The sequence below is a fragment of the Kribbella sp. CA-245084 genome (assembly GCF_050942355.1).
Classification (GTDB): Bacteria; Actinomycetota; Actinomycetes; order Propionibacteriales; family Kribbellaceae; genus Kribbella.
Map to the genome: position 1 here is coordinate 6,510,181 of NZ_CP192053.1, position 17,579 is coordinate 6,527,759.

Annotated in this window: 17 protein-coding genes; 7 read left to right on the forward strand and 10 right to left on the reverse strand. The window is 67.7% G+C overall.

Annotated features, from left to right (window positions below):
- Window positions 1–27: 27 nt before the first annotated feature.
- The 3 genes from ACQPYH_RS30975 to ACQPYH_RS30985 form a co-directional block, all read right to left on the reverse strand.
- On the reverse strand, window positions 28–1,212 hold the full coding sequence (locus ACQPYH_RS30975) for an alginate lyase family protein (protein WP_432878457.1): 1,185 nt from the start codon (window positions 1,210–1,212) through the stop codon (window positions 28–30).
- Between the two features lie 75 nt (window positions 1,213–1,287).
- The gene (locus ACQPYH_RS30980) at window positions 1,288–2,577 is read right to left on the reverse strand and encodes an MFS transporter (RefSeq protein WP_432878460.1); all 1,290 of its coding nucleotides are present in this window, start codon (window positions 2,575–2,577) and stop codon (window positions 1,288–1,290) included.
- 75 nt (window positions 2,578–2,652) lie between these two features.
- Window positions 2,653–3,093, reverse strand: a complete 441-nt coding sequence (locus ACQPYH_RS30985) for a MarR family winged helix-turn-helix transcriptional regulator (RefSeq protein ID WP_432878463.1) — start codon at window positions 3,091–3,093, stop codon at window positions 2,653–2,655.
- A gap of 155 nt (window positions 3,094–3,248) precedes the next feature.
- On the opposite strand from ACQPYH_RS30985, the gene ACQPYH_RS30990 reads away from it, so the two are divergent.
- The 6 genes from ACQPYH_RS30990 to ACQPYH_RS31015 all read left to right on the forward strand — a co-directional run bounded on the left by ACQPYH_RS30990 (window position 3,249) and on the right by ACQPYH_RS31015 (window position 10,166).
- Complete coding sequence (locus tag ACQPYH_RS30990; protein ID WP_432878466.1) at window positions 3,249–4,475, forward strand: ROK family protein; 1,227 nt, start codon at window positions 3,249–3,251, stop codon at window positions 4,473–4,475.
- Window positions 4,472–5,761: an extracellular solute-binding protein gene (locus tag ACQPYH_RS30995; protein WP_432878469.1), complete on the forward strand. Its 1,290-nt coding sequence runs from the start codon at window positions 4,472–4,474 to the stop codon at window positions 5,759–5,761. Before ACQPYH_RS30990 ends, ACQPYH_RS30995 begins: the two co-directional genes overlap by 4 nt.
- Before the next feature lie 6 nt (window positions 5,762–5,767).
- Complete coding sequence (locus ACQPYH_RS31000; RefSeq protein ID WP_432878472.1) at window positions 5,768–6,736, forward strand: carbohydrate ABC transporter permease; 969 nt, start codon at window positions 5,768–5,770, stop codon at window positions 6,734–6,736.
- Entirely contained in the window at window positions 6,733–7,551 is an 819-nt protein-coding gene (locus ACQPYH_RS31005) for a carbohydrate ABC transporter permease (RefSeq protein ID WP_432878475.1), read from the forward strand. Before ACQPYH_RS31000 ends, ACQPYH_RS31005 begins: the two co-directional genes overlap by 4 nt.
- A 30-nt stretch (window positions 7,552–7,581) precedes the next feature.
- Window positions 7,582–9,051, forward strand: coding sequence for a glycoside hydrolase family 3 protein (locus ACQPYH_RS31010; RefSeq protein WP_432878477.1), 1,470 nt, complete (start codon window positions 7,582–7,584; stop codon window positions 9,049–9,051).
- A 152-nt stretch (window positions 9,052–9,203) separates the two neighbouring features.
- Window positions 9,204–10,166, forward strand: coding sequence for an N-acetylglucosamine-6-phosphate deacetylase (locus tag ACQPYH_RS31015; RefSeq protein ID WP_432878479.1), 963 nt, complete (start codon window positions 9,204–9,206; stop codon window positions 10,164–10,166).
- On the opposite strand, the gene ACQPYH_RS31020 is transcribed toward ACQPYH_RS31015, so the two are convergent.
- The 6 genes from ACQPYH_RS31020 to ACQPYH_RS31045 all read right to left on the reverse strand — a co-directional run bounded on the left by ACQPYH_RS31020 (window position 10,159) and on the right by ACQPYH_RS31045 (window position 15,102).
- Window positions 10,159–10,395 (reverse strand): hypothetical protein, encoded by a 237-nt coding sequence (locus ACQPYH_RS31020; RefSeq protein ID WP_130449022.1) that lies wholly within the window; start codon window positions 10,393–10,395, stop codon window positions 10,159–10,161. The two genes, ACQPYH_RS31015 and ACQPYH_RS31020, sit on opposite strands and share 8 nt — an antisense overlap.
- Window positions 10,392–11,981 (reverse strand): citramalate synthase, encoded by a 1,590-nt coding sequence (gene cimA, locus ACQPYH_RS31025; protein ID WP_432878482.1) that lies wholly within the window; start codon window positions 11,979–11,981, stop codon window positions 10,392–10,394. The genes ACQPYH_RS31020 and cimA overlap by 4 nt, the downstream gene beginning before the upstream one ends.
- 228 nt (window positions 11,982–12,209) lie before the next feature.
- Window positions 12,210–12,608, reverse strand: coding sequence for a hypothetical protein (locus tag ACQPYH_RS31030; protein WP_432878485.1), 399 nt, complete (start codon window positions 12,606–12,608; stop codon window positions 12,210–12,212).
- 123 nt (window positions 12,609–12,731) lie between these two features.
- Window positions 12,732–13,820 carry a branched-chain amino acid aminotransferase gene (locus ACQPYH_RS31035; protein WP_432878488.1) on the reverse strand — a complete coding sequence of 363 codons (1,089 nt, stop codon included), beginning with the start codon at window positions 13,818–13,820 and terminating at the stop codon, window positions 12,732–12,734.
- Window positions 13,821–13,900: 80 nt separating this feature from the next.
- Entirely contained in the window at window positions 13,901–14,950 is a 1,050-nt protein-coding gene (locus ACQPYH_RS31040) for a 3-isopropylmalate dehydrogenase (protein ID WP_432878491.1), read from the reverse strand.
- Window positions 14,947–15,102 (reverse strand): hypothetical protein, encoded by a 156-nt coding sequence (locus tag ACQPYH_RS31045; protein WP_198682109.1) that lies wholly within the window; start codon window positions 15,100–15,102, stop codon window positions 14,947–14,949. The genes ACQPYH_RS31040 and ACQPYH_RS31045 overlap by 4 nt, the downstream gene beginning before the upstream one ends.
- A gap of 146 nt (window positions 15,103–15,248) precedes the next feature.
- Between ACQPYH_RS31045 and ACQPYH_RS31050 the strand changes: the two genes are divergently transcribed.
- Complete coding sequence (locus ACQPYH_RS31050; RefSeq protein ID WP_130449012.1) at window positions 15,249–15,815, forward strand: O-methyltransferase; 567 nt, start codon at window positions 15,249–15,251, stop codon at window positions 15,813–15,815.
- Between the two features lie 99 nt (window positions 15,816–15,914).
- Here the strand turns inward: ACQPYH_RS31050 and serA are convergent, their stop codons facing one another.
- Window positions 15,915–17,513, reverse strand: coding sequence for a phosphoglycerate dehydrogenase (gene serA, locus ACQPYH_RS31055; RefSeq protein ID WP_432878495.1), 1,599 nt, complete (start codon window positions 17,511–17,513; stop codon window positions 15,915–15,917).
- Between the last annotated feature and the right edge of the window lie 66 nt (window positions 17,514–17,579).

Consider the following 17,579-nt stretch of genomic DNA (forward strand, 5'->3'; position numbering starts at 1 on the left):
GCCTGATTCGTCGACCGGCCCGATTCGTCAGCGTGGGTTGTTGGCGTGGGTCAGGGTTTCCCAGGCGAAGAAGTAGTTCGCGCCGGCGGGGCGTTTGGCCTCGGTGTAGGCGAGGGTTGTGGGCATCTGCTGGCCGAGGCGGTTGTGGTAGTGGTTGTAGACCACCTCGGTGACCGCTCCCAGGCCCTTCTTCACCGTGCCGCCGCACAGGTTCGACGGGACCGCGGCTCCGTTCTCCAGGCGGGTGTGGAAGTAGTAGCCGTCGGTGAGTCGCTTGCCCGCTTCGGCGTACAGGTTGACGCCTTGGTGATACGCGGTCTCGGCGACGTGCGTGGCAGCGGTGAGGCCCCAGCCGGTGTGGCCGAAGTCGCGGCAGGTCTCCTGGGCGAGGCCGTTCGAGAACGTCGACTGTCCTTGCCAGTAGTCGACGATCTCCTCGCGAGTGTCCTTCGCGCAGGTCGACGGCGCCTTCGGGTACGCACCGTCGGTCGTCTCGTACACATAGCCGGGCAGCCGGCCGCGCCAAATGCTCAAAGCCTTGTCAAAAGCCGCGTGGTCGTCGAGGAACACCGCGATGCCGATCGCGGCGTCAGTCATGATCAGTTCCCAGTTGCCGTTCTTGCAGCCGGCTCCGTTGCGTACTTCGGGCAGGTACACGTCGCGCAGCATCTTCTCGAAGCGCCCGCGCTGGGCCCACTGACCGCCGTACGTGTGCTTGATCAGCTCGCCGGCGCGTGAGAACGAGGCGCCGGACCAGCCGGTCTGCAGCGGCGCGTTGCTGTTGGTGTGGTCCTTCAGTACGGCGGACCACGCGTCCATGATCTGGATCGCCTTCTTGGCGTACCGGTCGTCGCGGGTGATGTACCAGAGCAGTGCGTGCGTGTACGCCGCGAGCGCGTCGTCACGCTCGTCCGAACACCCGTTGTTCGGGTTCGAACTCGAACCGCATTCGACGATCGCACGCGGCTTCGGGGTGTAGGACAAGGCGGCGTACGAGCTGGCCTTCATCGCGTCGTACGCGGCCTTCTGCGGCTGGGCTCCGGCCAGGACCTGCTGCCGAGCGAAGTCGAGCTGCGCCTTGTCGACAAGGACACCCGGATGCTTGAACGCGGCAGGCGCCGCCTCACTGGGCCGGGCAGCGACCAGTACGACGGACGCCGCGATCAGAGTCATGGTCAGGATCAGAAGGAGTGGGCGGTGCAGTCGGAGCATGGCTGTCTCCTGTGATGGGGGCGGAAACAGCAAGCTACCCGGTCCACCGACTATTAGTAAACCTTCTTAACCAAATTATTCGGGAAGCTGCACGAAGATCACCAGCACGAGCAGGCCGGCGACGGCGAGCAGGAAGATCGCCATCTCGTGCAGTCCGGCCGTCGTAGCGCCGTGCTGGAAGAAGTGGGCGTTGGCCGCGGCGGAGATGAGCGCACCGACGTACACGCAGGTCCGCAGCAGGCCGGCGGATGAGCCGATCCGGGCGGGATCGGCCTGCTGGTAGAGGGCGGTCTGGTTGGCGAGGTTGTTCAGGCCCTGCGGGATGCCGGCGATGACGCCGACCACGGCCAGGATCCAGATCGACGTACTCGGGCCGACGAACAGCTGCCCGGCCGCGGCCGCCACGAGACAGATGCTTCCGGCAACGAGTTTGCCGCGGATCGCTGCGCGCCGGCCGGTGAGCAGCGTGACCACGACCGCCGCCAGGGACAGTGGTAGAAGGAGCAGACCAGCGGAGGAAGCACTGAGCCCGCGGGCCTCCTCCAGCCATTGTGTGAAGCCGTAGAGGAACGAGTACGCGCCGACGTACGCAAGCACCTGGCGCGCGTACGTGAAGATCAGCGGACGGTTGCCGCCCAGCACTCGCAGATCGATGAACGGCGCGACGACGCGCAGCTGCGTGATCACGAACGACACGCCCAGGACCAGCGCAAGCACCAGTACGTACCACCGCGAGAGCCGCGGCTGCATCAGGAACAACATCAGCGAGGTCAACGTCGTGGTGAACAACGCGACCCCCGCATAGTCCAGTCCCCCGGCGCCGCGCGACCGTGCCCGGCGCGGCAGCCACAGCGAGCCGAGCACCACGCAGATCACCGACAGCGGGACGTTGATCGTGAAGATCAGATGCCATCCGCCGAGCCCGATCAACAGGCCGCCGAGCGTCGGCCCGATCACCGCGATCACCTGGTTGGCGACCGACAGGCTGCTCAGGATGACGGCGGGCGTGTCCATCCCGGTCCGGTCGGCCTCGCTGCGGATCAAGGACATCGCGGCCGGGTACGCCGCCGACGTACCAAGACCGAGGAGAACCCGGGACCCTACGAGTACGCCGAGGTTCGGGGCCAGCGCACCGAGCAAACCGGCCACGCCGACCAGCGAGGTCGCGATCAGGTACAGCGGTCGCGGACCGAACAGGTCGACCAGCCGGCCCATCACGGGCTGGCCGACCGCGGTCGCGATGTACAAGCCGGTGACGAGCCACGCGGTCTGCGACGGCGGTACGCCGAACGCCGCGCCGATCGGGATCAGCGCCACCGCGAGCATCGACGAGTTGATCGGGTTCAGCACCGAACCCACGATCATCGGCGCAATCAGGCGCCGATCGAACCTCGACGGATCCGCCGTCACAGGGCAGTCACCCGGACAATCACAAGACAGTCACCGGGCCGCCTCGATGGCTCGGTCGAGGAGGGCCAGCGCGGTGATGATCTTCTGGCGCTCGGCCTCGGTGCAGTGTTCCTGCAGGGTCTGTGCCAGCCACTCCTGCCGGACCTTGCGATCGCCCTGCAGGCGGTGGCGACCGGCCGACGTCAGCGACACGACCTGGCGGCGACCGTCCTGTGGATCGGGGTGCCGCTCGATCAGGTCGGCCTGCCGCAGCGCGGCCAGGATCGCCGCGATCGACTGCGGCCGGATCCGCTCCGCGGTGGCCAAGTCGCTCGCCGACGCCGGTCCGTCCTTGTCGAGCCGGCTCAGCACCGAGGACTGCGAGGGCGTCAGATCGTCGGTGTCGGCCAGCGCGGTCAACCGCCGTTTGACCCGGCCGAGGACCACCCGCACCTCGCTCGCCGCGCGTGCCGCGGACGCTGAGCTCTCCATACCGACCACCATAACTCATCAGTCCAGACTGATCAGTTTCGGCTGTCATTGGCCGTACCAACGAAAGACCGGGAAGTTTCCGCGATCCCTGGACACGGCCCGCCGGACCGGACTAGCGTCTCAGTCTCAACCAATTCTATTCACCGTGAGAATAAATGGCGAAGCTCGAACGAGGCAGTGTCGGCACCCGGACGGCGAACCGCGGGGCGGTCATCGCCGCGCTGCTGTCCGGCGCCGGGATCGACCGGCGGCAACTGGTGCAGCAGACCGGACTGAGCTGGGCCACGGTGGCCCGGATCGTCGACGATCTGCTGGCCGACGGGCTGGCCCTCGAGCAGCACAAGATCGTCCGCGACGGCCCCGGCCGGCCCGGAGCCGCGCTCGGATTCAACCCGCGATCCGGGTTGGTCTGCGGGATCGACCTCGGCGGCACCTACTGCCGGATGGTGATCGCCGACGGCATCGGTACGGCGATCATCCGCTGTCGCGACGAGACACCGCGGGACCTGGCCGCCGCCGAGCTGGCGTCCTGGATCGCGACACGGGTGCTCGGACTGGTCGAGCGGTACGGCGACGGCGTACCGCTCACGTCGGTGGCGATCGGGCTGCCCGGTGTCGTTGCCTCCACCAAGGATCGCGTGGTCGGCGCGTTCAACCTGCCGCAGATCCTCGGCACGACCTTCGTCGAGACGGTCGCCGCGGAGCTCGGCGTACCGACGATCATCGACAACGATTCGAACCTGGCATTGCTGGGTGAGCTGCACTACGGCGAGTTGCCCCGGGACGAGACCGTCGTCCTGCTCAGCCTGGGCACTGGTCTGGGTTCGGCGGTCGCGTTCAACCGGCAGGTGCTCGCGGGGCCCGAGGGTCTGCTCGGCGAGTTCGGCCGGCTGCGACTGCCGGGCCGCAAGGAACGCCTACGGGACCTGCTGTCCGGCGCCGGATTGCTCGCCCTCGCACACGAAGCCGGTCACCGACTCAGGAAGGCCGACGAGGTGTTCGCCGAACCGGACCGTTTCGGCGGGCTGGTCGACGAGATCCACGAGGCGCTGCTACATCTGGTGTCGATCGTTGCCCTGGCCTACGAGCCGAGCACGGTGGTCTTCACCGGCGGCTTCTCCGGTGCGTTCAGCGACTCCGTGCTGGAGTCGGTGAGCGCCGAGACGTACGAGACGGTCGGCGTACACAGCGATCTGCGCCGGTCTGTGCTCGGGGATTCGGGCGGCCTGCTCGGTGCGATGGCCGCCGCCCTGAGTGGTTACTACACCGCGATCGGGGTGGCCCGCCACCAGGTCGCCTCGATCACTACGTCCGCCCCCGGTGTCGTGGCCCAGCTGGACAGCTGCGCCGTCGACCCATCCACTGAAGAGGAACTGGCATGAAGCCCTGGAAGACCTTGGCTCTGCTCGCATCGATATCGCTCAGCCTGGCCGCGTGCGGCGGTTCCGGCCCGGGCAAGGCCGCGCCGACGAACAAACTGACGGTCTGGATGATGACCGGCGGTCCCGGTGACAACAAGATCATCGGCGATGTCACCAAGCAGTTCAACGAGAAACACCCCGACGTGAAGGTGACCGTCGAAGTACAGCAGTGGGACAACATCGTCACCAAGCTGACCACGGCGCTTGCCTCCGACAACCCGCCCGACGTCGTCGAGATGGGCAACACCCAGACCCCGATGCTGACCGCCTCCGGCGCGCTGGCCGAGCTGACCGACAAGAAAGGCGAGTTCGAGTCGTCCGACCAGTGGCTGGCCGGACTCGCCGGACCGTCGATGTACCAGGACAAGCTCTACGCCACTCCCCTGTACGGCGGGACGAAAGTCGTCATGTACAGCAAGAAGATGTTCGCCGCCGCGGGGATCGACCAACCGCCGGCGACCGTCGACGACCTGATCGCGGACTGCGGGAAGCTCGCCAAGGCGCACACCTCGACGCCGAACTTCTCCGCGTTCTACATGCCCGGCCAGTACTGGTTCGCCGGCATGCCGTTCCTGTTCGGCAAGGGCGGCACCATCGCCACCGACCAGGACAACAAGTGGACCGCGCAGATGAGCAGCGCGGAGAACCAGGCCGGCCTGGCGGAGTGGAAGAAGTTCCAGAACGGCTGCTCGACGCCGTCCTCGATCGGCGCCAACACCGACAGCCCCGACCAGGACCAGATCTTCGCCGACCAGAAGGCCGCGATGATCTACGTCAAGGCGTGGGAACCGGGCGCGGTCGCCGAGAAGAACGCCAAGGCCGCTTCGGATGCCGGCTACTTCATCATGCCCGGCTACGAGGCGGGCAAGCCGCTGCCGGTGATCGTGGCCGGCTCGACCATCGGTATCGCCCAGAACAGCCCGAACAAGGACATGGCCGTCGACTGGCTGAAGATCATCACCGGCAAGACGTTCCAGCAGACGATGACCCGGACGATCCACCAGCTCCCGGTGGTCGCAGCCTTCCTGCCGACGGGCAATGTGCCTGAGGTGCTGAAGCTCGGCGCGCAGGCAGCCACCGTGAGCCAAGCGCTGCCGTCCACGCCCGGCGAGGCGACGCTGGAGACCGAGAGCTACAACGAACAGTTCTTCTCGAAGATCGCCAAGGGCGCGGACATCGCCGGCGCCGCGAAGGACTACGACAAACACGCGACCGAAGCGTTCAACGCCCAGTCCGGACAGCGCTGACGGCCGATGACCTCGCTCACCCAGGCACCGGAGACCACACCGGTAACGCCGCCGCGCACCCATCAGGCGGTGCGCGGGAATCGGCTGGCACGGTTCACGCCGTACGGCTTGATCGGGCCCGCACTGATCGCGTTCGCGGCCGTGCTCGGGTATCCGATCGTGCGGCTGATCTGGCTGTCGCTGCAGGACTTCGGGCCGCGGTCGCTGTTCACCGGCGAGGCGCCGTTCGTCGGGCTCGACAACTTCACCCGGGTGCTCGGCGACAGCGACTTCTGGTTCACGCTGCTGCGCACCCTGATCGTCAGCCTCGCCTGCGTGAGCGGGCTGATGGTGATCGGCTTCCTGCTGGCATCCCTGCTGATGCAGGTGTCGGCGTGGGCGCGGGTGATGCTGTCGGTCTGCCTGGTGCTCGTCTGGGCGATGCCGATGGTGTCGGCCACGATGATCTGGCGGTGGCTGTTCGAGCCGCAGTACGGCGTACTGAACTGGGTGATCACGCAGCTCAAGGTGTTCGGCGACTTCTCGGCACACGACTGGTTCTCGTCGCCGAGTCAGGCGTTGTTCCTGATCATCGCGCTCATCGTCTGGAAAGGTCTGCCGTTCGTGGCGCTCACGCTGTACGCCGCGATGGGCCAGATCCCGGGTGACCTGTACGAAGCGGCCGCGCTGGACGGCGCCGGGCGGTGGAACGTGGCTCGAAACGTCACGATGCCGATCCTCGCGCCGGTGCTCGCCGTACTCGTGCTGCTCGAGGTGATCTGGTCGGTCAACTCGTTCACGCCGATCTGGGTGCTGACGCAGGGCGGTCCCGACGACGGTACGACGACGCTCGGCGTCTACTCGTACCTCGAAGCGTTCACTCGCAACGACTACAGCGGCGGCGCGGCGATCGCGATCATCACGGTGCTGCTGCTCGCCGTACTGTCCGTGCTGTATGTACGGCGCTTGTTCGCGCAGGACGAGGCTGTGGCATGAGGCGGAAGCGGGCTCCCAACGCCATCGCCGTACTCGTCTCGCTGGTAGTGATCTTCCCGGTCTACTGGATGTTCGCGACCGCGCTGAAGCAGCCCGGCAAGATCCTGTCGGCGACGCCCGAGTTCTTCCCGTGGCCGTTGAGCCTCGACAACTTCCGTACGGCGCTCACGCATGGGCCGTTCCTGCACTACGTGCGCAACTCGTTGCTGGTCTCGGTGTCTACCGTGCTGATCGCGCTGGTCGTTGCCTTGGGCGCCTCGATCGCGCTGGCGCGGTTCCGGTTCATCGGCCGGCGGGCGTTCCTCGTCGGGCTGGTGCTGGTCCAGATGGTGCCCGGCTCGGCGATGGTCATCCCGCTGTACCTGATGCTGCGGTCGGTCGGCGCGATCGACTTCGTGCCCGGGCTGATCATCACCTATATGACGTTCGTCCTGCCCTTCACGATCTGGACGCTGCGCGGCTTCGTCGCCGGGATCCCGCTGGAGCTGGAGGAAGCCGCGATGGTCGACGGCTGCGGCCGGTTCGGCGCGTTCTGGCACATCCAGCTCCCGCTGCTCGCGCCGGGCATTGTGGCGACCTCGATCTTCGCCTTCATCAGCGCGTGGGACGACTACCTGTTCGCCTACGTGTTCCTGAAGTCGCAGAACAACTACACGCTTCCGGTCTGGCTGGTCTCGTTCCAGACCTCCGACGGTATCGACAACGGCGCCACGATCGCGGCGTCGGCGATCTTCTCGCTCCCGGTGCTGATCGTCTTCCTGCTGATCCAGCGCCGGCTGGTCGGCGGGATGACGGCCGGCGCGGTCAAAGGCTGAATCTCCCATCTGATTCGCATGGAGGATGTTGTGACTTCAGAGCTCAATCGGCTCGCCCACGGTGTGCTGTTCCCCGCGCTCGGCCGGCCGAAGGTGCCGAACTGGGTGCCGGCGCGGATCGAGGCCGGCCTCGGCGGGTTCGTGATCTTCGGCAAGGACATCGTCGACGGGCCGCAGTTCCAGAATCTTGCGGCACAGCTGCACGGTCTGCGCGACCACGTGCTTCTCTCGATCGATGAGGAGGGCGGCGATGTCAGTCGGCTGGCGAATCTCGGCGGCTTCTCGATGCCCGGCAACCGTGCGTTGGGTGAGCTGAACGACGTCGAGGTGACGCGCCAGGCGGCGTACCAGATCGGGCTCTCGCTGGTTGAAGCCGGCGTCGACTGGGATCTGGCGCCCGCGGTCGATACGGCGGTCAATCCGCTGAGCCCGAACGGGATTCGCTGCTTCGGGTCGGATCGTGAGCTGGTCAGCCGGCACACCGCGGCTTGGGTGTCGGGGATGCAGGCAGCTGGGGTCAGCGCGTGCGCGAAGCACTACCCGGGGCATGGGATGAGCGGGACCGATGCGCATCTCGCGACGCCGCTGGTCGACGTTTCGCGGGAGGAGTTGCTCGCGAGCTACCTCGATCCGTTCCGGGCGGCGATCGAGGCCGGCGTCGACAGCATCATGGTGTCGCACGACCTGGTGCCGCAGGTGGACGACGTACCGGCGACGATCAGCAAGGTGCTGTTGACGGACATCCTGCGTGGGGAGCTCGGGTACGACGGGGTGGTGATCACCGACGCGCTCGAGATGTACGGGATCGCTGACGTGGCGCCGCTGCCGGAGGCCGCCGTACGGGCGATCGAGGCTGGAGCCGATGCGCTGTGTCTGGGGTCGTGGGCGTTCCTGGACGATGTGGATGTGGCGGCTGCTGCTCTGGTTGAGGCTGTTGAGAGCGGGCGGCTGCCGTTGGAGCGGTTGGAGAGCGCGAACGAGCGGCTCGCTCGGTTGGGGACGCGGGCCAAGGCGGATGTGGCGGAGCGGGACAACGGGCTGGGCTCGCGGTTGGCCGAGCAGGTTGTCGTGACGCACGGGGATCCGCGGGTGCGGAGTGACGCCGTACTGATCATTCGCTTGGAGCCGACGCACTCCCCCGCTGCTGGGTCCTCTGGTTGGGGTGTCGAGCAGTTGCTGCGCGACGCCGGGAAGGTTGTCGAGAGCATCGGGTTGTCGGGACAGACGTACAACGGTCCGGGGATGGCGCGGGCCGGGGTGGGTGAGTTCCGCTCGGAGTACGGCGCCGACAGCCAGGTGATCCTGCTGGTCCGTGGCGCTCATCGCTTCGACTGGCAGGAGAAGCTGATCGGCGAACTGCAGACCCAGCACCCGGACATGATCGTCGTAGACATGGGCGTCCCCGGCGTGGACTACTCCGGTTTCGCCGGCTGGCTCCAAACCTTCGGCAGCGCCCGAGTCTGCGCCGAAGCCGCCGCAAGCCGCCTCCTAGCCCCGTGACCACCTTCCACAATGCCCACCTCTGCACGCCGGAGCCAGTCGATGGCTGGCTCCAAGTCGAGCACGGCCGAATAGTCGCCCTGGGCCCGGGCGCGCCACCCGAGGCCCAACAGTTGGTAGATGCTGGGAATGGGTGGTTGTTGCCGGGGTTTGTGGATACGCATTGTCATGGGGGTGGCGGGGCGGCGCTGTACTCGGGTGAACCGGAGGATGTGCTGCGGGCCGCTCGTAGTCATTTGCTGCACGGGACTACGAGTTTGGTTGCGTCTGTGGCGACTATGCGGCTGGATCGGATGGTTCGGGCTGCGGAGGCGATTGTTGCAGCGAAGGCGCCTAACATCCGTGGGATTCACTTTGAAGGGCCGTTCTTGTCGCAGCGGCGGCGTGGGGCGCAGACGGCTGATGCGTTGCTCGCGCCTGATGAGAAGGTGTTCGACGACCTGATCGGCGCGGCCGGTGGGTTGGCGATGGCTATGACGATTGCGCCTGAGCTGCCGGGGGCGATCGAGCTCATTGAGCGGTATCGGGGCGAGGTCACGTTTGCTGTCGGGCATACCGATGATGACGGGACCTGGACGCGGCGGGCGTTCGACGCCGGTGCGCGGACCGCTACCCATCTGTTCAACGCGATGCCCGCGATGACCCACCGCCAACCCGGGCCGGTCGGCATCGCCCTCACGGACGAGCGCATCGCCTGTGAGCTGATTGCCGACGGCATCCACCTCTCGCCCGAGGCGCTGACCGTCGCGACCCGTACCGCCGGACTCGACCGCACGATCCTCGTCACCGACGCGATGGCGGCGACCGGTCTCGGCGACGGCGAGTACTCCTACGCCGACCGACACGTCCACGTCCGCGACGGCGTCGCCACCCTACGCGGCACCGACACGCTCGCCGGCTCGGTCCACGTCCTCGCCGATGCGCTGGCAACCGCCGTACGCGTCCTCGGCATACCAGTCCCACAAGCTACCCAGCTGGTGGCAAGCAACGCGGCCCGCCACTACGGCTGGCAGGACCGCGGAACGCTTGCCGTCGGCAACGTCGCCGACCTCGTGCTGCTGAGCCCAGACCTCACAGTAGAAGCCGTCTACCTGGCAGGTACGCCGGTCAGCTGACCGCCACCTCGAGCACACCGATCACCTTCTCGAGCCGCGCCGCAACCCGCCCGGCGTCGAACCCATTGCCTTCCACAACGATCCGCAACGAACCCCGGTCCAGCGACAGCTCGAGCTCGCGCACGTCGTACGGATTCAGCAGTACGGCGATCCGCGCGAGCATCCCGCCCGTCTCGACCACCTCGGCGGTGAAGACCGTCATCGTTCGCTCGACTGCGAGCAGGCTCATCGCACGACCTCCTTGTGGCGCAGCAGACCGAAAGTGACCCCGTCGACGAGCGCCTCCCACGACGCCTCGACGATGTTGTGCCCGACACCGACCGTCACCCATGAGCCCTCGCCGTCGGCGGTTTCGATCAGGACTCTGATCACCGCGTCCGTGCCATGTCCCGAGTCGAGGATCCGGACCTTGTAGTCGACCAGCTCGAACTTGTTCACCACCGGGTACGCGCGCTCGATCGCAGTGCGCAGCGCATGATCCAGCGCGTTCACCGGACCGTTGCCCTCCCCCGTGACGATCTCCCGCTCGCCGCCCGCGACGAGCTTCACCGTCGACTCCGACACCGCCTCGCCGTCGGCGCGCGACTCGGTGATGACCCGCCATGACTCGACGTCGAAGAACGACGCCCGCTTCCCGGTGACCTCCTCGGTCAGCAGCAGCGAGAACGACGCGTCCGCGGCCTCGAACGTGTATCCGCGCGACTCCATTTCCTTCACCCGCTCGGTCACCCGGCTGACGACATCTCGGTCGTTGCCGAGGTCGAACCCGAGTTCGCGGCCCTTCAGCTCGACGCTCGCGCGGCCGGCCATCTCCGAGACCAGCATCCGCATGTCGTTGCCGACCAGCGCCGGATCCGTGTGCTGGTAGAGATCTGGGTCCACCTTGATCGCGCTGGCATGCAGGCCCGCCTTGTGGGCGAACGCGGACAGGCCCACGTACGGCTGCCGGGTCGACGGCGGCACGTTCGTGACTTCGGCGATCGCGTGGGCGATCCGGAACGACTCCGCCAGGTTCCCCGGCGGCAGCAGTTCGTGCTCACGCTTCAGTTCGAGGTTGGCGACGATCGCCAGCAGGTCGGCGTTACCGGTGCGTTCGCCGTACCCGTTGATCGTGCCCTGGACGTGCGTGACGCCGGCCTCGACGGCGGCGATCGAGTTCGCCACCGCGCAGCCGGCGTCGTTGTGACAGTGGATGCCGAGCCGGGCGCCGGTGGAATCAAGGACATCCCGTACGACGTCCTGCAGCTCCCGCGGCAAGGTCCCGCCGTTCGTGTCGCAGAGCGCGACCACGTCCGCCCCGGCCTCGACGGCTACTCGTACGACCTCCAGCGCATACGCGCGGTTCGCGCGGTACCCGTCGAAGAAGTGCTCGGTGTCGAGGAACACCCGCTGACCGTGCTCGCGCAGGTGCTTCACGGTGTCGGCGACCATCCGCAGGTTCTCGTCGAGCGTCGTCCGCAGCGCGCGCTCGACGTGCGCATCGTGGCTCTTGGCAACGAGTGTGACGACGCCGGCGCCGGACTCGCGCAGCGCGGCGACCTGCGGGTCGTCGGCGGCCGCGGTGTCGGGCTTGCGGGTCGCGCCGAAGGCCGCGAACGTCGCGTTCTTCAGGTGCAGCTCGGTCCTGGCCCGCTCGAAGAACTCGGTGTCCTTGGGCACCGCACCCGGCCATCCACCCTCGATGAAGCCGACCCCCAAGTCGTCCAGGTGCTGCGCGATCACGATCTTGTCGGCCACGGACAGCGCCAGCCCCTCCTGCTGCGCGCCATCGCGAAGAGTCGTGTCGTAGACGTGGAAATCGTCCGAGATGCTCATGGGGGTCGGCCTTCCGGAACGGAGGGGTTGGGCAAACAAAAAACCTCCCGCAAGGTGCGAGAGGTCTGCGCGCTCAGGTACAGCTTGCTGAGCGCGCCTAGATAATGATGCCCTGGTAGTTCTTCATGACGTTTCGCAGTCTGCCACACAATGTCCGAACGATGACGTGACTGTCTCGCATCACGAACATTCAGTACTCCGGCAGGTACTGGAGTTCAGGCCGACAGATCATGCCGTCAGGGACCAACCCGGATCGTCCCAGGCTGTATAGAAGTCTTCGCGTGACAAAGGCCGCAATCCCCACTCCTCGCGGTCGAGCGCCTGGTCGGTGAGCATGCCCTCGTCGTCCTCGAGCCGCTGCCACCAGTACCGGGTGACCTCGCCGTCCTCGCCCGACCCGAGCTGCCGGATCACGACCCACTCCCGCTCGTGCCAGACCGCCTCGTACAGCCAGTCGGTCCCGTGGTCGTCGACCACCGCGCCGTACGTCCGCGGCGCCGTACCGCGATCCAGATCCCGGATCAGCTCCACCGTCGCCCGGATCGCCGCCGACGTCTCGTCCGACCATCCGCGACGCTCGGCCAGCTCGACGTAGTAGCCCTCGACCTCATCCGGGAAGCTGCTCATGCCGCCCGACCCTACCCAACCCGGCCTGCGGACAGCGACCAGCGGTCCACGCCCCAGACTGAGAACTTCCTATGAAATAAGCAGTGGCCCGGCGGATTGCGCCGGGCCACTGATCGACTGCGTTCAGGAGATGCGGGTCATCCAGCCGTGCGGGTCAGCAACGCGGCCGTACTGGACGTCGAGGAGGGCGCTGCGGACGGCTGCGGTGACCGGGCCGCCGTTGCCGTCGCCGATCTGGGTTTCGCCATCCTTCCACTTCAGCGAGGCGACCGGGGTCACGACCGCGGCCGTGCCGCAGGCGAACACCTCGCGCACCTTGCCGGAGGCCGCGCCTTCGCGCCACTCGTCGACCGAGATCTTCCGCTCGGTGACGGTGTAGCCGAGGTCGGTGACCAGCTTCAGGATCGAGTCCCGGGTGACGCCCTCGAGGATCGTGCCGGACAGCTCCGGCGTGACGACGGAGTTGTCGTCGAGGACGAAGTACAGGTTCATCCCGCCGAGCTCTTCGACCCACTTCTTCTCGACCGCGTCGAGGAACGCGACCTGGTCGCAGCCCTCCTCGATCGCCTCGGCCTGCGCGAGCAGCGAGGAGGCGTAGTTGCCGCCGGTCTTCGCCGCGCCGGTGCCGCCGGGGGCCGCCCGCGTGTACTCCTCGCTCAGCCAGATCCGGACCGGCTTCACGCCCTTGGCGAAGTACGAGCCGGCCGGCGACGCGATCAAGCAGTACGTCACGTGGCTGGACGGCCGTACGCCGAGGAACGGGTCGGACCCGAACATGAACGGGCGCAGGTACAGCGAGGTCTCGCCGCCGCCCGGCACCCAGGCCTTGTCGAGCTCGACCAGCTTGTGCAGCGAGTCGAGGAAGGCCTCGGTCGGCAGCCCGGGAAGCGCGAGGCGCTGCGCGGACCGCTGGAACCGGGCCGCGTTGGCCTCGGGGCGGAACAGGTGGATCGAGTCGTCGGGATGCCGGTAGGCCTTCATCCCTTCGAAGATGGTCTGGGCGTAGTGGAACACCGCGGTCGCCGGAGACAACTCCAGCGGTCCGAAGGCGGTGATCCGCGCGTCGTGCCAGCCCTTCTCGGCCGTCCAGGTGGCGATCGCCATGTGGTCGGAGAAGTACTGCCCGAATCCCGGGTTCGCCAGGATCTGGGCGCGCTGGTCGTCGCCGGCCAAATGGGTGCTCGGCTCAACGGTGAACTCTAAGGCGCTCATAGCCGCACCGTACCTCTCGACCAAGTGGTCATGCGAGCATCGGCTCCGGCCGCAGCGGGAGCCTCACCGGCGGTCACCGGTCAGCCCGCCGCGCGCTTGGCGATCGCGTCGCCGATCTCGGCGGTGCTGCGGGCTACCCCCGTGCGCTCCTCGATATCGGCCTCGACGGCTGCCTCGATCGCACGCGCCGCCTCGGTCAGGCCGAGGTGCTCGCACAGCAGCGACGCCGAGAGGATGGCGGCGGTCGGGTCAGCCTTCTGCTGGCCCGCGATGTCCGGCGCGGAGCCGTGCACCGGCTCGAACATGCTCGGCGCGGTCCGGTCCGGGTTGATGTTGCCGCTCGCGGCCAGCCCGATCCCGCCGCTGATCGCGGCCGCCAGGTCGGTGATGATGTCGCCGAACAGGTTGTCGGTGACGATCACGTCGAACCGGGCCGGGTCGGTGACCAGGAAGATCGTCGCCGCGTCCACGTGCAGGTAGTCGACGGTGATCTCGGGGAAGTCGGCCGCGACCTTGTCGACGGTCCGCTTCCACAGGTGGCCGGCGTGCACGAGCACATTGTTCTTGTGCACCAGCGTGAGCTTCTTGCGCGGCCGCGCCTGCGCCCGCGCGAACGCGTCCCGGACGACCCGCTCGACGCCGTACGCCGTGTTGACCGACACCTCGGTGGCGATCTCGGCCGGAGTGCCGACCCGGAGCGCGCCGCCGTTGCCGACGTACGGACCCTCGGTGCCCTCGCGGACGACGACGAAGTCGACCTCGCCCGGGTCTGCCAGCGGGGAGCCGACGGACGGGTAGATCTTCGAGGGCCGCAGGTTCACGTAGTGGTCGAGGGTGAAGCGGAGCTTGAGCAGCAGACCGCGCTCGAGTACGCCGGACGGGACGCTCGGGTCGCCGACCGCGCCGAGCAGGATCGCGTCGTGCTTGCGAATCTCCTCCAGCTCGGCGTCCGGCAGCGTCTCGCCGGTGGCGTGCCAGCGCTTCGCGCCGAGGTCGTACTCGGTCCGCTCGAACGTCACGCCGTGCTGCGCGGCTACCGCGTCGAGGACCTTGAGCGCCTCGGTGGTGACCTCGGGTCCGATCCCGTCTCCGGGAACGACGGCCAGCGTGAAGTTCTTGTTCTCACTCACTTCTTGGGTTCTCCCCCATTGTCACGGCGGTTCATGGCCTCTTGGACAGCCTTGACCTCGTCACTGGCCGGGCGGGCGGTACGGCGACGGCGGGCCGCCTTCCGCTCCCGGGCGTCGATCGCGGGCCAGTTGGCTGGATACATGTCGTACATGCTGCTGCTCCCAAATATGTCGTGGGCGGCAGGATGCGCACGAATTTACTCGCACATCCGACTATTTCTCCACCATGCGGGCAGCTTGTCCCGAAATGTGAGATCCCGGTGCTGGTCCTGGACCAGACCTGTGCAACTCTCAGCCGGTGAGTGCTCCTCCAGAACTGCCGCCGCTGGTATCGGCGGCCCTCAGCCTGTCCGGCCGCCGCGGATTCGTCAGCTCCACCAGGAACGAGACCGGCCGGCTGCTCGCCTCGCTCGCCGCGTCCAAGACCGGCCTGCTCGGTGAGCTCGGGACCGGCTGCGGGGTCGGCTCGGCCTGGCTGCGCAGCGGCGCCGGGGAGTCGACGAACATCGTCACCGCGGAGAGCGATCCGCAACTCGCGCAGGTGGTCGCGGAGCTGTTCGCCGCCGACGAGCGGATCGAGGTCGTCTCCGCGGACTGGACCGCGCTGATCGAGCGCGGCCCGTTCGCACTCCTGTTCGTGGACGCGCGCGAGGCCAAGCTCTCGGCCCGCGACATCATCGCGGACGTGGTCGAGCCCGGCGGCTTCGTCGTACTGGACGACTTCACGCCGTCAGCGGTCTGGCCGCCGATGTACGAGGGCCGCGTCGACACGCTCCGCCAGGAATGGCTGATGGACAAGCGCTTCACCACCGTCGAGGTGATGGTCGCCCCCGACGCCGCCGTACTGCTTGCCACCAGGCACTAGGAAGTGAAGCGGGCCCGGGCTATTGAGCCCGGGCCCTTGCCGGCCGCCATGCGCCTGCGGGCGGCTGGCCGCCTCCAGTAAATCAGTCGTTCGTCTGAATCAGGCTTCGAGGTCCACAGTACGGGCCGTGTCGGCCTGGACCGCGGCGGCGATGTCGTCGAGGACGGCCGGGGCGACCTTCGAGTCGACCGACAGCGCGACCAGGGCCTTGCCGCCCTTGCGGTCGCGGCTGACCTGCATACCGGCGATGTTCACGTCGGCGTCGCCGAGGATGCGGCCGATCTGGCCGACCGCGCCCGGCCGGTCCTCGTAGGTGAGGAACGCCAGGTGGGCGGCGAGCTCGATCTCGACGTCGTACCCGTCGATCTCGACCAGCCGCTCCGACTGCCGTACGCCGATCAGCGTGCCGGACACCGAGACCTGCACACCGTCGGCGAGGGTGCCGCGCAGCGTGATCAGGTTGCGGTGCTCGGGGCTGTCGTGGTCGGTGACGAGCCGGACCTCGAGGCCCCGCTCGGCGGCCAGCAGCGGCGCGTTCACGTACGAGACGTTGTCCTCGACGACATCCGCGAAGACACCCTTCAGCGCGGCGAGCTCGAGCACCTTCACGTCGTACTGCGTGATCTCGCCGCGCACCTCGACGTCGAGCTGCTGCGCGACACCACCGGCCAGCGCGGTGAAGATCCGGCCCAGCTTCTCGGTCAGGCCGATGCCCGGACGGACGTCCTCGGCGATCACGCCGCCCTGGACGTTGACCGCGTCCGGGACCAGCTCGCCCGACAGCGCGAGGCGGACCGACTTCGCGACCGCGATCCCGGCCTTCTCCTGCGCCTCGTCGGTGGACGCACCGAGGTGCGGGGTGACGACGACGTTCTCGAACTCGAACAGCGGCGAGTCCGTGCACGGCTCGGACGCGAACACGTCCAGGCCGGCGCCGGCCACGCGACCTTCCTTGAGCGCGCTGTAGAGCGCCTGCTCGTCGACGATGCCGCCGCGGGCCGCATTCACGATGATGACCTCAGGCTTGACCTTGTGCAGCTGCTCGTCACCGATCAGGCCGATGGTCTCCGGGGTCTTCGGCAGGTGTACCGAGATGAAGTCACTGGTCGCCAGCAACTCGTCCAGGGTGGCGAGCCGGACGCCCATCTGCGCGGCCCGGCCGGCCTGCACGTACGGGTCGTAGGCGATCACGTTCATGCCGAAGGCGGCCAGCCGCTGCGCGACCAGGACGCCGATCTTGCCGAGGCCGACGATGCCGACGGTCTTCTCGAACAGCTCGACACCGGAGTACTTGCTGCGCTTCCACTCGCCCTTCTTGAGCGACTCGTTCGCGGCCGGGACTCGCCGCGCGGAGGCGAGCAGCAGGGCGACGGCGAGTTCGGCGGCGCTGGTGATGTTGGAGGTCGGCGCGTTGACGACCATCACACCCGCCTGGGTGGCGGCCTTCACGTCCACGTTGTCGAGGCCGACGCCGGCGCGGGCGACGACCTTCAGCTTCTTCGCGGCGGCGAGCGCCTCGGCGTCCACCTTGGTGGCGCTGCGGATCAGGATGGCGTCGACGTCGGCGATGGCCGGGATCAGCTCGGCGCGGTCGGCGCCGTTCGCGTGGCGGATCTCGAAGTCGGGGCCGAGGGCCTCGACGGTGGCCGGGCTGAGCTCTTCGGCGATCAGGACGACGGGCCGGGTTACGTCAGTCATGGAGGAATCTCCTGCAGAAGCGGTAGGGGCTCATGATGAACAGAGCACCGCGCTGTGCCCGCTGCC

What these genes read in the sequence shown, in the direction of transcription:
- ACQPYH_RS31005 (WP_432878475.1), top strand. Translation starts at nt 6,733, where the DNA reads ATGAGGCGGAAGCGGGCTCCCAACGCCATCGCCGTACTCGTCTCGCTG.
- ACQPYH_RS31035 (WP_432878488.1), bottom strand. Translation starts at nt 13,820, where the DNA reads ATGAGCGCCTTAGAGTTCACCGTTGAGCCGAGCACCCATTTGGCCGGC.
- ACQPYH_RS30980 (WP_432878460.1), bottom strand. Translation starts at nt 2,577, where the DNA reads ATGATCGTGGGTTCGGTGCTGAACCCGATCAACTCGTCGATGCTCGCG.
- ACQPYH_RS30995 (WP_432878469.1), top strand. Translation starts at nt 4,472, where the DNA reads ATGAAGCCCTGGAAGACCTTGGCTCTGCTCGCATCGATATCGCTCAGC.
- serA (WP_432878495.1), bottom strand. Translation starts at nt 17,513, where the DNA reads ATGACTGACGTAACCCGGCCCGTCGTCCTGATCGCCGAAGAGCTCAGC.
- ACQPYH_RS30990 (WP_432878466.1), top strand. Translation starts at nt 3,249, where the DNA reads ATGGCGAAGCTCGAACGAGGCAGTGTCGGCACCCGGACGGCGAACCGC.
- ACQPYH_RS30985 (WP_432878463.1), bottom strand. Translation starts at nt 3,093, where the DNA reads ATGGAGAGCTCAGCGTCCGCGGCACGCGCGGCGAGCGAGGTGCGGGTG.
- ACQPYH_RS31045 (WP_198682109.1), bottom strand. Translation starts at nt 15,102, where the DNA reads ATGTACGACATGTATCCAGCCAACTGGCCCGCGATCGACGCCCGGGAG.
- ACQPYH_RS31000 (WP_432878472.1), top strand. Translation starts at nt 5,768, where the DNA reads ATGACCTCGCTCACCCAGGCACCGGAGACCACACCGGTAACGCCGCCG.
- cimA (WP_432878482.1), bottom strand. Translation starts at nt 11,981, where the DNA reads ATGAGCATCTCGGACGATTTCCACGTCTACGACACGACTCTTCGCGAT.
- ACQPYH_RS31020 (WP_130449022.1), bottom strand. Translation starts at nt 10,395, where the DNA reads ATGAGCCTGCTCGCAGTCGAGCGAACGATGACGGTCTTCACCGCCGAG.
- ACQPYH_RS31030 (WP_432878485.1), bottom strand. Translation starts at nt 12,608, where the DNA reads ATGAGCAGCTTCCCGGATGAGGTCGAGGGCTACTACGTCGAGCTGGCC.
- ACQPYH_RS30975 (WP_432878457.1), bottom strand. Translation starts at nt 1,212, where the DNA reads ATGCTCCGACTGCACCGCCCACTCCTTCTGATCCTGACCATGACTCTG.